The sequence below is a fragment of the Stenotrophomonas sp. YJH_SMC_122 genome, from assembly GCF_059369535.1.
Genome location: NZ_JCAFST010000001.1, coordinates 106,836 through 121,539 on the forward strand (window position 1 = coordinate 106,836; position 14,704 = coordinate 121,539).

General features: G+C 68.0%; 15 protein-coding genes. 4 read left to right on the forward strand and 11 right to left on the reverse strand.

Going from position 1 to position 14,704, the window contains the following annotated elements:
• Positions 1 to 54: 54 nt before the first annotated feature.
• A complete protein-coding gene (locus AC5P66_RS00555) occupies positions 55 to 324 on the reverse strand; it encodes a GlsB/YeaQ/YmgE family stress response membrane protein (RefSeq protein ID WP_005415577.1) in 270 nt (89 codons plus the stop codon).
• A 69-nt stretch (positions 325 to 393) separates the two neighbouring features.
• Positions 394 to 1,887, reverse strand: a complete 1,494-nt coding sequence (locus AC5P66_RS00560) for a M20 family metallopeptidase (protein ID WP_069139004.1) — start codon at positions 1,885 to 1,887, stop codon at positions 394 to 396.
• A 201-nt stretch (positions 1,888 to 2,088) separates the two neighbouring features.
• On the opposite strand from AC5P66_RS00560, the gene AC5P66_RS00565 reads away from it, so the two are divergent.
• From AC5P66_RS00565 to AC5P66_RS00580, 4 genes are all read left to right on the forward strand, one after another.
• Complete coding sequence (locus AC5P66_RS00565) at positions 2,089 to 2,415, forward strand: ComEA family DNA-binding protein (protein ID WP_032953992.1); 327 nt, start codon at positions 2,089 to 2,091, stop codon at positions 2,413 to 2,415.
• Between the two features lie 352 nt (positions 2,416 to 2,767).
• Entirely contained in the window at positions 2,768 to 3,853 is a 1,086-nt protein-coding gene (locus AC5P66_RS00570) for a L,D-transpeptidase (protein WP_049413199.1), read from the forward strand.
• A 17-nt stretch (positions 3,854 to 3,870) separates the two neighbouring features.
• Entirely contained in the window at positions 3,871 to 4,596 is a 726-nt protein-coding gene (locus tag AC5P66_RS00575) for a murein L,D-transpeptidase catalytic domain family protein (protein ID WP_099495204.1), read from the forward strand.
• Between the two features lie 34 nt (positions 4,597 to 4,630).
• Positions 4,631 to 5,239: a HutD/Ves family protein gene (locus tag AC5P66_RS00580; RefSeq protein WP_099495205.1), complete on the forward strand. Its 609-nt coding sequence runs from the start codon at positions 4,631 to 4,633 to the stop codon at positions 5,237 to 5,239.
• A gap of 50 nt (positions 5,240 to 5,289) precedes the next feature.
• On the opposite strand, the gene AC5P66_RS00585 is transcribed toward AC5P66_RS00580, so the two are convergent.
• From AC5P66_RS00585 to AC5P66_RS00625, 9 genes are all read right to left on the reverse strand, one after another.
• Positions 5,290 to 6,894 carry a sulfite reductase subunit alpha gene (locus AC5P66_RS00585; protein ID WP_099495206.1) on the reverse strand — a complete coding sequence of 535 codons (1,605 nt, stop codon included), beginning with the start codon at positions 6,892 to 6,894 and terminating at the stop codon, positions 5,290 to 5,292.
• On the reverse strand, positions 6,891 to 7,862 hold the full coding sequence (locus AC5P66_RS00590) for an FAD:protein FMN transferase (protein ID WP_099495207.1): 972 nt from the start codon (positions 7,860 to 7,862) through the stop codon (positions 6,891 to 6,893). Before AC5P66_RS00590 ends, AC5P66_RS00585 begins: the two co-directional genes overlap by 4 nt.
• 55 nt (positions 7,863 to 7,917) lie before the next feature.
• A complete protein-coding gene (locus AC5P66_RS00595) occupies positions 7,918 to 8,721 on the reverse strand; it encodes a DUF4198 domain-containing protein (RefSeq protein ID WP_099486860.1) in 804 nt (267 codons plus the stop codon).
• A gap of 75 nt (positions 8,722 to 8,796) precedes the next feature.
• The gene (locus tag AC5P66_RS00600) at positions 8,797 to 9,315 is read right to left on the reverse strand and encodes a DUF2271 domain-containing protein (protein WP_049413191.1); all 519 of its coding nucleotides are present in this window, start codon (positions 9,313 to 9,315) and stop codon (positions 8,797 to 8,799) included.
• A 40-nt stretch (positions 9,316 to 9,355) separates the two neighbouring features.
• A complete protein-coding gene (locus AC5P66_RS00605) occupies positions 9,356 to 9,994 on the reverse strand; it encodes a PepSY-associated TM helix domain-containing protein (protein WP_099495208.1) in 639 nt (212 codons plus the stop codon).
• Positions 9,995 to 10,160: 166 nt separating this feature from the next.
• Positions 10,161 to 12,581 carry a TonB-dependent receptor domain-containing protein gene (locus tag AC5P66_RS00610; RefSeq protein WP_099495209.1) on the reverse strand — a complete coding sequence of 807 codons (2,421 nt, stop codon included), beginning with the start codon at positions 12,579 to 12,581 and terminating at the stop codon, positions 10,161 to 10,163.
• 145 nt (positions 12,582 to 12,726) lie between these two features.
• On the reverse strand, positions 12,727 to 13,128 hold the full coding sequence (locus AC5P66_RS00615; RefSeq protein ID WP_099495210.1) for a hypothetical protein: 402 nt from the start codon (positions 13,126 to 13,128) through the stop codon (positions 12,727 to 12,729).
• Positions 13,129 to 13,292: 164 nt separating this feature from the next.
• Positions 13,293 to 13,970 carry a Fe2+-dependent dioxygenase gene (locus AC5P66_RS00620; protein ID WP_099495211.1) on the reverse strand — a complete coding sequence of 226 codons (678 nt, stop codon included), beginning with the start codon at positions 13,968 to 13,970 and terminating at the stop codon, positions 13,293 to 13,295.
• A 10-nt stretch (positions 13,971 to 13,980) separates the two neighbouring features.
• A complete protein-coding gene (locus AC5P66_RS00625) occupies positions 13,981 to 14,700 on the reverse strand; it encodes a tetratricopeptide repeat protein (protein ID WP_099495212.1) in 720 nt (239 codons plus the stop codon).
• Positions 14,701 to 14,704: the final 4 nt, after the last annotated feature.

The following is a 14,704-nucleotide window of genomic DNA, read 5'->3' on the forward strand; positions in this document are numbered from 1 at the left end:
CCGGGCGCGCCGGGCGCGCCAACGTCGGCAACAGGAAGGGAAGGGGGAACGGCGTCAGCGGCGACCGCTGAACAGGCGCAGGACGGCCAGCACGGCCACCGCGCCCACCACCGCGCCGAGAAAACCGGCCGGTTCGCCGGGGGCGTACCAGCCCATGTACTGGCCGAACCAACCGGCCAGCAGGGCACCAAGGATGCCCAGCACGATGGTCAGCAGGCAGCCCATGCGGTTGTTGCCGGGCATGAAGAAACGCCCGAGCAGGCCGACGAAGAAGCCGACCAGCAGGATGTACAGCCAGCTGCTGCTGCCGAACAGACCATTCATGCGCGCGGATTCCGCTTGAGTGTGGACGCAGCCTAGCAAGGCCAGGCTGCGTCCGTCACGAGTGCCGGATCAGCAGCAGCCGTGGTCGCCGTGGCGGGTGCCGCTGTCGGCAGCCACCGGCGAGCCGCTGGTCTCGCCGCGCAGGCTGGCGGCGTAGTGCTCGCTGATCACCTTGGACACACAGGCGGTGACCTTCTTGCCCATCGGGATGTGCAGGAACTCGTTCGGGCCATGCGCATTGGAGTGCGGGCCGAGCACGCCGGTGATCATGAACTGCGCGCCCGGGAACTTCTCGCCCAGCATGCCCATGAACGGGATCGAGCCGCCTTCGCCCATGTACATCGCCGGCTTGCCGAAGAAGGCCTGGCTGGCGTCGTCGATGGCCTGGGTCAGCCACGGCGCCATCGCCGGGGCGTTCCAGCCGGTGGAGGCTTTTTCCAGGTCCAGGGTGACCTGCGCGCCGTTCGGCGGATCGCGCAGCAGCGCTTCCTTCAGCAGTTCGCCGCAGGTCTTGCCATCGGCAGTCGGCGGCAGGCGCAGCGACAGCTTCACCGAGGTCTGCGGGCGCAGCACGTTGCCGGCCGATTCCAGCGGCGGCATGCCGCCCACGCCGGTGACCGACAGGGCCGGGCGCCAGGTGCGGTTGAGCACCAGTTCGGTCAGGTCCTCGTTCATCGGACGCAGGCCGTCGACCATCGGGAACTTCTCGAAGATCTCGGTATCGACCACTTCGGCCGCGCGCTTGGCCTGTTCCAGGCGTTCGGCCGGGATTTCGACGTTCATGCCGTCGATCAGGATACGGCCGGTGTCCTGGTCCTCGATGCGCGACAGCAGCTGGCGCAGCAGGCGGAAGCTGGACGGCACAACGCCGGAGGCATCGCCGGAATGCACGCCTTCGTTGAGCACCTTCACGGTGAAGTTGCCGCCGGTCAGGCCGCGCAGCGAGGTGGTGCACCACAGCTGGTCGTAGTTGGCGCAGCCCGAATCCAGGCAGACCACCAGCGACGGCTTGCCGATGCGCTCGGCCAGGTGGTCGACGTACGCCGGCAGGTCGTAGCTGCCGGACTCTTCGCAGGCCTCGATCAGCACCACGCAGCGGGCGTGCGGCAGGCCCTGGGCCTGCAGCGCCAGCACCGCGGCCAGCGAGCCGAAGATGGCGTAGCCGTCGTCCGCACCGCCGCGGCCATACAGCTTGTCGCCGCGCAGGACCGGGGTCCACGGGCCGAGGTCGTCGTCCCAGCCGGTCATTTCCGGCTGCTTGTCCAGGTGGCCGTAGAGCAGGATGGTGTCGTCGCCGGTTTCGGCGCCGGTAGCCGGAATTTCCAGGAAGATCAGCGGGGTACGGCCTTCCAGGCGCACCACTTCAACCTTCAGGCCGGGCAGCTGCTGGGCCCTGGCCCAGTTCTCCATCAGCGTGACCGCCTGTTCCATGTAGCCGTTCTGCACCCAATTGGCGTCGAACATCGGCGACTTGTTGGGAATGCGGATGTAGTCGACCAACTGCGGGACGATTTCGCTGTCCCACTTGTCATTGACGAATTGGCCGAGCTTGGCGCTGTCCATCTGATACTCCGGTTGCATGGGCTGTGATCGCGCCATTCTACGCCTGTGCCGCGGGTAGGGTTTTTCCTACATCACGTCGGGTATTTGGCTGGCTTACGGAAATCCGGGAAACCGATAGGCTGTGCACATGTGGTGACGGACACTGTTCCTGCCGACGGGATTGCCGGTCGGGGCGGCCAGAATCACAGGGAGATAGACGTCGTGCCTTGGAGTGTCGTGTTGAGGGCACTGGTGCTGGTAGTGGGGATCGCTGGGGCGCATGCCGCCGAACCGATCGACATCAACCGCGCCGATGCCCAGGCGCTGCAGCAGGGATTGACGATGGTCGGAGCCGCCAAGGCCGAGGCGATCGTCGAGCACCGGCGCAGACACGGCCCGTTTCATCGCGTCGAGGACCTGGCGCAGGTGAAGGGGATAGGGAAAGCAATCGTCGAACGGAATCGACAGCGGATCACCGTAGGCAACAGGTTGTTGCCGGCGGATCCGGTACCCGGATCGGTACCGGTGCGGACCGTACCCAGGCGCTGACAGCAGGAATCGTCGGAACCGGCAGGAGGCTGGTTCACCGGTCGCGGACAGGAAGGCCGTGACCACCGACCGCCGCAGGATGCGGCACCAATCACCAGGATGGTGGCATCACAGACCTGTGGAAGGGGCTGAGATACAAACAGGACAGACGCGGCCGCGTGCAGGACGCAACGCTTCCCCCACAGCGCAGGATGCGAGGGGGCGGCAGCAGGCCGACAAGGACGTAACGATTGCCCGGTACGACACATGGCTGTGTCGCCGGGCAGTTTCATTTCCGGCGCCAGGTTTTGCCGCGGCCACTACGGGCCGATGGTGTACGGTGGCCGCTCCGCATGGAAAGGACCCCCGCTGGATGCTTCCGCACCGCCCCACGACCCTGATGCTCGCCCTTGCACTGGCCCTGCCGCTGCTGGCCCATGCCGCTGCGCCGACACCGGCTGCCAAGCCCGCAGCTGCCACTGCCGGCACCGCCGAAGTGCGCGGGCCGACCGACCTGAAACCGGGTGAATACCTGTGGCATCCGGAAATCTCGCCGACCGGCCCGATCGTGCTGGTGGTCAGCCTCGATGAGCAGCGGGCCTACGTCTACCGCAACGGCATTGCCATCGGCCTGACCACGATCAGCTCGGGCAAGGCCGGGCACGAGACACCGACCGGCGTGTTCACCATCCTGCAGAAGGACAAGGACCACAAGTCCAACCTCTACAACAGCGCGCCGATGCCGTACATGCAGCGCCTGACCTGGGACGGCATCGCCCTGCATGGCGGCAGCCTGCCCGGGCACCCGGCCTCGCACGGCTGCGTACGCCTGCCGCAGGCCTTCGCGCAGAAGCTGTTCAGCGAAACCCAGCGCGGCGATACCGTCGTGGTGGCCGATGCCAAGAGCTCGCCGATGACCCTGGCCTATCCGTCGGTGCTGGCACCGGTCAACGCACGCGGCCAGGCCCTGCCGGAGACGGAGGGTGGGGCGCCGGCACAGGCCTGGTGGAACGACAGCGCGGCGCCGGCCGGGCAGGTCGGCATCCTGGTCAGCCTGCACGACCAGCGCCTGTACGTGCTGCGCGATGGCGTGATGATCGGCGAGTCGCCGCTGAAGGCGGACGCGCTGCCGGCCTTCCAGGGCACTACCCTGTTCGTGATGGGGCAGGGTTTCAGCGATACGCCCAGCCCGCTGGACGCGAACCAGCGCCTGCACCGGTGGACGGCCTACCCGTTGCTGGGCCAGGACCGCGCCCAGGCCACGCCGGACCTGCTGGCCACGCCCTCGCTGCCGATGGCGCTGCCGGCCGATTTCGCCCGCCAGCTGTACCAGGTGCTGGTGCCGGGCACGACCCTGCTGGTGACCTCGCTGCCGGCGGTCCGCCCAAGCCCGGCTGAATCCGGAATGCAGCCGGTCTTGGAATCCGAGCCGCCAGGGTCCACCCTCAAGGGCAACTGAGTCCCCTCGTTGTGCCCATGACTGCATCCCGCCTGTGCCGGCTGGCCGCGTTCGGCCTGCTGGCGACCTCGGCCAGCGCCCCGGCGCTGGCACAGACGCCCGCCCTTGCCACCAGCGCCGATGATCTGGCTGCCCTGCTGTCGCGCAGTGCGCCCAAGGCCGACCGCCACGTGTTGCAGCTGGCGGCGCACGCCATGCGCTGTGCGTTGCAGCGTCCGGAGCTGGGCGTCAACGGTGATCGCCTCAGCGTGATCGACTACTCGCGGCCGTCCACCGAGCCGCGCCTGTGGGTGTTCGACCTGGCCCACCAGCGCCTGCTGTTCGAGGAATGGGTGGCGCATGGCCGCAACAGCGGCGAGAACCGCACCGAGCACTTCTCCAACCGCGATGGCAGTTTCATGTCCAGCCTCGGCGCGTTCACCGCACAGGAGACCTACATGGGCGGCAACGGGTATTCGCTGCGCCTGGCCGGGCTGGAACCGGGCTTCAATGACCGCGCGCGCGAACGCGCGATCGTCATCCACGGCGCGCCGTATGTGAACCCGGCCACCGCGCAGCTGCAGGGGCGGCTGGGCCGCAGCCTGGGCTGTCCGGCGGTGCGCCTGTCGGTGGCCAAGCCACTGATCGATGCGTTGCGTGGCGGCACGATGGTGTTCGCCTATTACCCCGACCAGGACTGGTTGAAACACTCGCAGCTGCTGGCCGGCGGGTGCGGCGGCCAGGGTACGCTGGCCACGCGGTGATGCACGATGGCGCGCGGCGTGATGCAATGCGCCGATGAACGTCGACTCCCTGCTGCACACTCCGAGCCAGGTCATCTCCTGCCTGGACTACCGCCGCGAACGCTGGCGCAACGGCCTGGGCTGGACGCGTGAGATCCTGCGCCTGCCGGCACAAGGCGATGACTGGGCATTGCGCCTGTCGGTGGCCGAGATCGAACAGGACGCCGCGTTTTCCGCGTTCCCCGGCGTGGAACGCGAGCTGGTGCTGCTGCAGGGCAATGGCGTGCGCCTGCGTTTCGAGGATGGCCGCGTGGCGGAAGTGTTGCCACCGCATGGGCGGGTGCGCTTTGCGGGTGAGGAAAGGCTGCACGGCGAACTGGTGGATGGCACCACCCACGATTTCAACCTGATGTGGAAGCGCGATCTGCTGCAGGCCGAACTGCTGCATCGGCCGCTGGTGGGCTCGATGTTCTTCTTCTGCGAGCCGGGCGTGGCCTGGGCGTTGCATCTGTTGGCCGGTCAGGCGGCGTTCGGTGCCGACAGTGGCCTGCCGCCGCTGCAGGCCGGCGATACCGCGTGGTTGTCAGCGGGTGAACGGCAGCGGCACGCTTTGCAGGGCGGGGGCGAGTTGTTGGTGATACGGGTCAGTGCGGCGGCGGGATGATGCCTCGGCGCCGGTGGGCGCCATCCACGCAACGCGTGGATGCGGCGACCTCAATACACATCGCGCCGGTAACGACCGGCCAGCAGTAGCGCTTCCTTGTCCGCAGTCCCCAGCACCTGCTCGATCACCGCATCCACCGCCGGGGCCATGCCCTGCAGGCTGCCGCAGACCAGGATCGTCGCGCCGTCATCCACCCACTGCCGCAGCGTTGTTGCTTCGGCCAGCAGCCGGTCCTGCACGTAGCGATGCGCACCGCCATCGCGGCTGAACACTGCATCCAGCCGCGCCAACGTTCCGCTGGCCAGCATTGCCTGCAGCTCGTCGCCGAAATGGAAGTCGTGTGCGGCGGTGCGCTCACCGAACAGCAGCCAGGTGCGGCGCGCGCCCTGCTGGGCACGTTCGTGCAGGTGTGCGCGCAGGCCGGCGATGCCGGTGCCGTTGCCGATCAGCAGCAGCGGTACCTCGGCGGCGACGCCGTGGAAATTGTCGTTGCGGCGCAGGCGCAGCTGCACCGGTTCGCCAAGTGCGGCGTGGTCGCACAGCCAGCCGCTGCCGATGCCGGGTGTTCCATCGGCGCGAAGCTGGCGACGCAGCAGCAGCTCCACCGCGCCGTCGGCCATCACTGAGGCGATGGAGTACTCGCGATGCGGCAGCGGCTGCAGGGTCGCCAGCAGCGCGGGCAGATCACCCGGGGGAACCAATGAAGGCAGGTGCGAGCGCGCGACGCGTGCCAGCAACGTCTGCCCGTCGTCCAGCACCCTGTCCGCATCGAAGCGCTGTGCGTCCAGCCAGGCACGCACGGTGTGCGACGCATGCTGCGGGCCGATCTCGGCGATGTCGCCGGCCTGCCACTGCGCCTCTGCGTCGGCCGGTGGCTGCAGGCGCAACCAGTACACCGGACCGCCGGGGCTGCCCGGGTTCAGATGTTCGCGCTGCAGCAGCGTCCACGGCTGGTACGCGGCCGGGCTCCAGTCGGGCAGTTCACTGGCGCCGCCGCCGAGTTGTCCCAGCAGCTGTTGCCAATGACGAAGCGCTGCCGGATCGGCGTTGTCGACCTCGATCGCATCGAACAGCGGATGCGCGCCGTGCTGGCGCAGCCATTGGTCAAGCTGGTGGCCGAATCCGCAGAAGTGGCCGTAGCTGCGGTCGCCCAGTGCGAGCACGCCGTAGTGCAGGTGCTGCAACGGAGGCGGCGTGGCCATCACCCCGCGCAGGAACGGTAGGGCGTGGTCGGGCGGATCGCCTTCGCCGGTGGTGCTGGCAATGAACAGCGCGCGCTGGCTGTCGGCCAGCAACGCTGCATCTACCTCGTGCAGTCCGCGCACACGCACCGGCACGCCGGCACCACGCAGGGCCTCGGCACTGCGTTCGGCCAGTTCGCGGGCAAAGCCGGTCTGGCTGGACCAGACCAGCAGGAGCGGTGCGGTATCGGCGGACGCCGCATCATCGCGCGGACGAGTGCGCCACCACAGGGCTGCGCAGGCCAGCGCGTACAGCGCGGTGGCGATGATGGCGATCTGCGATTGCCGTGCCGGCGGCGCGCCGTGCCACCACGCTTCGCCGAGATGCAGGCGCAGCAACGCCCAACCGATCAGCGCCAGCAGAAGCAGGACCAGGCCGTTGCCGAGCCATGCGCGTGACGGCCGGGTGCTCATGCATCCTGCTCGTCGAGCAGGCGCTGGAAGGCGCTGCTGAGGAACTCCCGCGCGCCATCTGCTGCACGGTGCAGGTAGCGTGCAGCCAGGCCTTCGCGCTCGGCCAGTGCCATGCCCTGTTCGCGACCGAGGACGGTCAGCGCGGTGGCCCAGGCATCGGCGTGCATCGCATCGCCGGCCACCACCGTGACTGCGGCAGCGACCTGGCGCACCGGCCTGCCGGTACGCGGATCGAGACTGTGGCTGTAGGCCTCGCCATCGACCCAGTACTGGTGCCAGCGATCGCCGGAGGTGGCCACCGCCTTGCCCTCCAGTACCAGCACCCGTGGCGGAGTATCGGTCTGCGCATCCTCTTCCGGCGCCGATTCCACCAGCACGCGCCACGGCTGGCCATCCGGTTTCCGGCCATAGCCGGCCAGTTCGCCACCGACCTCGATCAGCGCGGCAGCGATGCCTTGTCCGCGCAGCCACGCGGCGACGTGATCGACGCCGAAGCCCTTGGCGATCGCAGAGAGATCCAGTTCCAGCCCACCCGGTTGCAGCAGCGCATCGCCCTGCCACTGCAAGCGCTGCCAACCGCAGCGCTCGCGCGTGGCCTGTACGGTGGTGGCACCGGGCTGGCGGCGCTCGCCGGCGTGTGCACCGAAGCCCCACAGCGCAACCAGCGGACCGAGGGTGGGATCGAAGGCGCCGTCACTGGCGGCAGCGATGGCCTGTGCGCAGGCCAGAACGTGGCGCGTTTCGGCGGGCAGTACACACCATTGGCCAGTGTCGGCGCGGTTGTAGCGGCTCAGATCCGAACCGCGCTCCCAGGTACTCATCTGCGCGACCACCTCGTCCAGGCGCGCCTGGATGCCGGCATGCAGCAGATGCAGGTCGCGCTGGCGCGGCGCAACCAGCGACACGCTCCAGGTGGTGCCCATGGTGGTGCCACCGAGGCGGGCGATGTCGTACAGGGAATCGGTCATGGCGGGTGTTGCGGGCGCGATGCCGGGACGTGCCCGGCATCGCGGTCCACGTCTATTACTGCGGCAGCACTTCCAGCGTGGCGACGTAGCTCAGGCGGCGCTTGGCGGCCTGCTTCACCGAGGTCCTGTTGTCTTCGGTGCCGGTTTCCAGCCAGTACATGCCGGCTTCCGGCCAGGTCACCTTGATCTCGCCCTTGGCATCGCTGGTGACCTTCAGCTCGTCCTGTGCGTTGCGGTAGCGGGTGGCGCCACGCACGATCTCGAACTCCAGGCCGGCGGTCGGCTTGCCATCGACCAGCACGCGGAAGGTCGATTCCTCGCCGGCGAACAGGTCGTTCGGGTGGCCGACGGCGATCAGCTCGATGCCGCGGTTGGTCGGCTTCAGCGCGGTGTCGTTCGGCGCACCGTTGGTGACGAAGGTCTCCACGCGGCCCACCGACTGGCTCAGTTCCAGCTTCTTCGCGTCCTTGGGCAGTTCGCCGAGGGTTGCCACGCTGCCACGCCAGCGCTTGCGCTCGCCGTTCTGCTCGTAGGTGGCGAACAGGCCGTCATTGACCGACGCGATGCGGTAGGTGCCGGGCTGCTTCAGTTCGATGTCGAACACGCTGCGGTACTTGCCGGTCGCTGCGTTCTGCGGCTGCACGGTGCTGCCGTCCGGCGCGGTGATCACCAGCGATTCCAGCCGCAGCGGCACGTGGTTGAAGTAGAACAGGTCGTTGGAGACCGCACCGTCGACGGTGATCCACGGTGCATTGCCGGCGATCACGGTCTGCGAGGGCAGCAGCCAGGCCTTGTGGGCCAGGGCGGAGAAGGGAAGGGCAGCGGCCAGGGCGGCGGCGAGGACGAGCGTGCGCTTCATGCGGAGGACTCCAGTGGATGCGGGGTGATGCGGCAAGGAGAAGGGGATTACGACTTAATCCCCTCCGTCCCCTTTTCAGGGTTTGACGGACAGGGTGACCTGGCCCAGTTCGGTGGCGCCCTGCGCCTTGCCGTTCTGCGCGGCGGTGGCCGGCCAGGTAAAGGGGATCTTCAGCAGTTCACGGCCGCCGACTTCGCGCACTGCTTCGACCACCAGGGTGTAGTTGCCGGGGGCCAGCTGCTTCAGTGCCGGCTGCCTGTCGTTGAACGACAGCGCGTGCTTGCCGGCCGGGCGGGTCGGGCCGGTCACGCCGTCCACCGGCACCTGCAGGGTGCGGCCGCTCTTGCGCCACCACTGGCGCAGGTCGGGCAGCCACTTGGTGCCGTGGCCTTCGCTGTTGCTGGTCTGCTGGTACCAGACCGACAGGTTGGCCGCGACCTTCTGGTCGGCGCCTTCCAGCCACACCGCCACATACGGGCGGTGGTATTCGGCCACGTTGAGCTTGGGCACTTCGACGTTGATGTCGAGGGTGGCGGCATAGGCCGGCGAGGTGGCCAGCAGGCCGCTGAGGGCGATGGTCAGGGTGACGCGCATGGGGCGGCTCCGGAGGAACGGATGGAATTCACGGTGGAAGTCAGTGGATCAGCAGCAGGGCGATCAACAGCGGGATCATCAGGCCGAGGCCGACCAGCGGCCAGGTCATGCGCCGCTGCCGCGCATGCAGGTGCAGCAGGAACAGGCCGGTGATGCAGAACACCAGGCAGGCCACGGCGAACAGGTCCAGGAACCAGCCCCATGCCGGGCCTGCGTTGCGGCCCTTGTGCAGGTCGTTGAGGTAGGAGACCACGCCGCGCGAAGTCGATTCGTACTCCACCGCGCCGGTCTCGCGGTCGATGCTCAGCCAGGCGTCGCCACCGGGGCGTGGCAGCGACAGGTAGATCTCCTCGGCCGACCACTCGGCCGGACGTCCACCGATGGCGATGCCCAGCTGCGTGTCCAGCCATTGCCGGGCCGGGCGCGGGATCGGCGCGTTGCCGTCTTCGCGCGTGCCGAGCTGTCCAAGCAGATCGGCCGGCAGTTCCAGATGCTGGTTCTGCACCTGGGGTTTGGCCTCGATCTTCGCGGCATGGTTGAGAGTCAGGCCGGTCACCGCGAACAGCAGCATGCCGATCAGGCACACCGCCGAGCTGATCCAGTGCCACTGGTGCAGCGTCCGCAGCCAGAAGCCACGGTTCTGTTGCTGCGCCACGGTGGAAGAGGCAGGACGGCTCACGGCACGGTTCGAGGCGGACGGGGACTGCCCATTACATCATTGATGAGAATAGCTCGCAATTGCGTGTCGTTCTGTATCCCGGAGTTGTTTCGGGTTGCCGGCCAGCGGCCGGCACTACCGATCGGTGGATCCACGCCATGCGTGAAGCAGGAGCAGGACGCGGCGGTCAGAACTTCGCGTTCAGCGAAATCCAGTAGCTGCGGCGCTGGTCCTTGGTCGCATAGTCGTCCACGCAGTTGAACTCGCTCTGGCTGATCAACAGGCACGACTGCGAGACGAAATCCTTGTCGAACAGGTTGTTGACCCGTGCGTTCACCGTCAGCCAGGGCGTGGCCTTCCAGCTGCCACCGAGATGGAAGATCGTGTAGTCCTCGTAGTAGCGGGTGTGGCTGGCGCCGTTGGCGTCCAGCAGCGTGTCGCGGTAGCGGTCGTAGCGGCCCTCGCCGATCAGCGACAGGCTGACCGCTTCGTTGACCTGCCAGTTGAGGCTGGCGTTGGCCATGTGTTTTGCCGGCATGGTGCCGCTGATCGGCAGCCCCTTCTGTGCGCCACTGGTCTGCTCGCTCCTGGTCCAGGTGTAGTTGCCGCGCAGCTGCAGGGTATCGAGCAGGTCGACGTGGGCGGCCAGTTCGGCACCCCGCGTTTCAGCCTTGTCGATGTTCACGCTCTGGGTGAAGGTGCTGTAGCCCAGTGCGGCCCAGCCCGGGCCGATGTCCACGCAGTAGCCGCTGCCGGCGCGGGCCACTTCGCAGTTCGGGAAGGTGCCACCGCTGGCGATCTTGTCTTCGAACTTATTGAAGAAGCCGGTGACGTTGAAGCCCCAGCGTTGGCCTTCGTAGTAGGCGGCCAGCTCGTAGTTGGTGCTGGTTTCAGGCTTGAGATTCGGCGAACCGACCAGTGGCAGCACGCCCTGACCACCGAAGCCGGTGATGCCCGGGAACAGCTGGTCCGGTCGCGGGGTCTTGTAGCCGGTGCTGACGCCGCCCTTGAAGGTCCAGGCATCGCTGGCGTTCCACACCAGGTAGCCACGCGGGCTGACGTGGCTGCCGAACACGTTGTGGTCGTCGTAGCGCAGGCCGAAGGTGGCGGTGAGGGTGTCAGTCAGCGCCCAGTTGTCTTCGGCGAACAGGGCCCACATGCGGTGTTTCTGCTTGGTGTTGCTGCGATAACCGGCGCCATCCATGCCGAACACGCCGTCGATCATGTCGGTGTCGTTGTACTGGCCACCCACGTTCAGCGTGTGCGCGCCGAAGTCCAGGTCGAGCATCGTGTCCAGCACGTAGCCTTCCAGTTCCATGGTGCGCAGCGGGCGCGGCAGGAACGTCTGCAGGCGTGCGATCTCGCTCGGGTTGAGGGCGGCCAGGGCGTTGCCTCGGCCGGCCGCACAATGGTTGGCAGCACCGGTGCGGCGGCAGACGTCATTCCACAGCGTCTGCAGGTTGGCGCGCTCTTCCAGGGTCAGCGGCAGCGAACGGCCCAGGTTGCTGCTCTTGCTGTGGGTCAGCGAGGTCTGCCAGGTGCCGAAGCTGTAGCGGCCCTGGTGGGTCAGCGACAGCTGGTCGCGCTCATAGCGCTGGTAGGCGGTGTAGCCCACGCGCGGCTGCACCACGCGGCGGGTGACGATGCCGCTGCCGTTCGGGTTGGGGATGACCGCATTGCCGACGCGCCAGAGGCTGGCCAGGCTGTCCAGCGTGCCGGTCTGGCCTTCGCGGTTGTCGTACTTCTGCCGCGACACGTCGTAGTCCAGCCACAGTTCGTGATCGTCGTTGACGCGGAAGTCCAGGCGTACGCCGGTGTTCCAGTTGGTATTGGCCACCGACTTGCCACCACCGCCGAAGCCGATGCTGCGCTCCCACAGGCTGCCGTCGGGCAGGGTCAGTGCGTCCCACTCCGGGTTCGATGCCTTGGCATCGTAGTAGCTGCCGCGCACCGCCAGGCTGAGGCGGTCCTTCAGCAGCGGGCCGCTGAGGTACAGGTCGGTGGTGCGTGCATCGCCGAACTGATCGTCCTGCTGCACGCTGAAGCCCTGGGTGAGCGCACCCTGCCAGCGGTCCTGGTTGCGGCGGGTGATGATGTTGATGACGCCGCCCATTGCATCCGAGCCGTACAGGGTGGACATCGGGCCGCGCACGACTTCGATGCGTTCGATTGCATCCAGCGGCGGCAGGTAGGCGAACTGGCCGCCACCGAAGTTGTTCGGGTACAGCTGGCCGACATTGCTCTGGCGACGGCCATCGATCAGTACCAGGGTGTATTCGGACGGCAGGCCGCGCATGGAGATGGTGGCGCGACCGTTCTTGTCGGTGGCCTCCAGGCCGACGTCGATGCCTTCGACGTCGCGCAGCGCGTCGACCAGGTTGGTGTAGGGGCGCTTGCTGAGTTCCTCGCGGCTGACCACGCTGATGCTGGCCGGTGCATCGACCACCTTCTGCTCGAAGCCGGAGGCGGTGACCACCACCTTGTCCAGCGTCTGTGGCGCGCCGGAAGCGTCACCGTGGGCGAAGGCAGGGGCGGTCATGGCGGCCAGCACGGCGCTGGTCAGCAGGGTACGGGACAGGGACGAACGGACACGATGGCGCTGGGCCATGGCAGTTACCTCGAAGGATGCAGGGTGGCGCGATGCCGTGCGCGAAGGGCGCGGCAGGCGCGGAAGGCCCGGTCAGGGGCGGCAGGGATGAAGCAGGCAGCGGCGTACAGGCGTGACCACGCAGGCGGTCACGTCGGGCCGTGGATCAGGCGAGCGGCGGCGCCTGGCCGCGTTGCTGGCGACGCCCGGGCGCATCGGCCCAGGGCGTGTCTGGAGTGGCCAGCGGCCAGTCCGGGCGCACGCCGGTCATGGCCGGCGTGGCGGGTACGAGGTCGAGTTCAGTGCGCAGCCATTGGCTGGCCAGCAGCAGCGGCGGGTGTGCGTTCTCAGTCGCTTTCACCGGAGTGGAGGCACCGCGGCGCAGCTTGGCCGGCGCCTCTTCTTGCAGGGGGGCTTCGCCACCGCGCTCTTCCAGCGGCATCTGCACGGCCATTCCGGCCTGCCCGTGTGGCAGCAGTGGCAGGGTGCCCAGCAGCAAGGCCAGCATCGCCACCCACGCCAGCAGGCTGGCCAGCGCAGGACGCTGGCCGCGCATGGCGGCGCCCATCTTGCGATGGATGAGTGGGCGAGGGCGAAACGGGCGCAGCAAGCAGAGGTCCCCAGAGGTCTGCCGGCAGCGGCCGGCATCAACGGGGCGTGATTGTAATGAGAGCTTTTAGCTGTTGCAAATGAGAATGATTGCCAAACCGACTCAGGCTTGCCGAATGGGGCTCAGACTTCGCTCCAGCGCCGCAGCAGGTTGTGGTACACGCCGGTCAGCTGCAGGATCGCCTCGGCGTCGCCGCCGGTCTGCCGCAGGCGCTCGATCGAGCCATCCATTTCCCACAGCAGGCGGCGCTGCACATCGTCGCGGACCATGCTCTGCACCCAGAAGAACGACGCCACGCGCGCGCCGCGGGTGACGGGGCGCACTTGATGCAGGCTGCTGGACGGGTAGACGATCAGGTCGCCAGCCGGCAGCTTCACTTCGTGCTCGCCGTAGGTGTCGCTGATGATCAGCTCGCCGCCCTCGTACTCCTCGGGCGCGGACAGGAACAGGGTGCAGGAGATGTCCGAACGCAGCTGTTCGCCGTTGGCCAGGTTCATCACGGCGCCATCGACATGGAAGCCGTAGGTGCCGCCGCCGCTGTAGCGGTTGAAGCGCGGTGGCAGGTACTTCAGTGGCAGCGCGGCGCTGAAGAACAGCGGATGCCGGGCCAGCGCGACGAGGATGATCTCGCCCAGCTCGCGGCGCAGCGGCGACGCCTCGGGCAGCTGCTGGTTGTGCTTGGCCTGCGCGCCCAGATGGCCGACGGTTTCGCGGCCATCGGTCCAGTCGGCAGCATCGAGGCGGCGGCGGAAGTCGGCCACCTGGTCGGCGCTGAGAACATCGGGGATGTGCAGCAGCATGCGGAACTCCTCAGAGCGACGGTGGCGCGACCAGGGCGCGCACCTGTGGATGCGGCGATGCGGCCAGCTCCGGCACGATGTGCGCCATGAACGCCGGGCTGCCGTGCGCCAGTGCAAGCTGCAGCCAGTGCACGGCCTGCTCGACCTGGCCGGCCTGCAGCAGGATCGAGGCATAGTTGGCCTGGCCGCGGAAATCACCGGCCTCGGCCGAGCGCTGGTACCAGGCCAGCGCCGCCTGCGGATCGGGTGCGGTATCCAGCCCGTCCTCGAGGTGGCGGGCCAGCAGGTTCATCGATTTGGCATGGCCCAGGTGCGCGGCACGGGTGTACAGGGCCAGTGCCTGCGCGCGGTCCTGGGTCACGCCGCGGCCGGTAGCCAGCAGGTTGGCCAGGTTGTACAGGCCCCAGTCCAGCCCGGTGTCGGCCGCACGCCGGTACCACACCGCCGCCAGTGCCGGGTTGGCCGTGGTGCCCTGGCCCAGCTCATGGCAGCGGCCGAGCATGTTCATCGCCATCGGCGCGCCGTTGTTGGCGGCGGTTTCGTACCAGAGCAGCGCGGCCGAGGCGTCCTGTGCGGTGCCTTTGCCTTCCATGAGCATCTGCGCGAGCAGCAGTTGTGCCTCGACCTGTCCGGCCTGCGCGGCGTCGCGCACGCGTGCGAACGCGGCCTGCGGATCGTGCTGCAGCAGCTCGGCCAGGGCGTCGCTGTCGATGGGAGTGCGGGTAACCATGGGG